Below are 448 nucleotides of genomic sequence, written 5' to 3'. Positions count from 1 at the left end.
GGGAACGATGCGGTGCCTCCCCGGCCGGGCTTGTCGAGTTGCGGCTTCCGCCGTCCGGCGCGACCACCGGTGCGTTTTCCAGGCGAGGTAGACGCTGCCTCCGAGGAAGACCGTGGTCACAGCCGGGGTCAGGAGCCAGGTGCGATCACCCGGCCGGTAGACGACCCGCGGGTCTGACAAGGCGTCGTGGTGGAGGGTGGGATGGACCGGACCAGGAGGCGGGTCGCCCTCTGCGGTCCCGAGGCTCTCGTCGAGGAGCACGTTCTTGATGACGCGGTCCCTGGCCTCGGGCTCCCACGTACCGGTCCAGCGGCAGGACGTGGTGCCACGGTTGGAGCTGCAGTGCTGCTCGACCGGGGTGAACGTGCCGACCTCGCCGTCGTGCTGCGCCTGCCAGCTGTTGACGGTGCCCGAGATCCCGGACCAGACGGCGACGACTGTCGCGCAC

The 448-nt window shown here is 70.3% G+C and carries 1 protein-coding gene; it reads left to right on the top strand.

Features of this window, described 5'->3' with window-relative positions:
- Nucleotides 1-268 precede the first annotated feature (268 nt).
- Nucleotides 269-448: hypothetical protein (locus ACFCZN_RS21505; RefSeq protein WP_430558121.1), on the top strand; the 180-nt coding region annotated here is incomplete at its 3' end.

The sequence above is a fragment of the Isoptericola sp. NPDC056134 genome (genome assembly GCF_042264825.1).
GTDB lineage: Bacteria > Actinomycetota > Actinomycetes > Actinomycetales > Cellulomonadaceae > Isoptericola > Isoptericola nanjingensis.
Note: the sequence above shows the minus strand (reverse complement) of the source record. Positions and strands in the feature narration are given on the sequence as shown.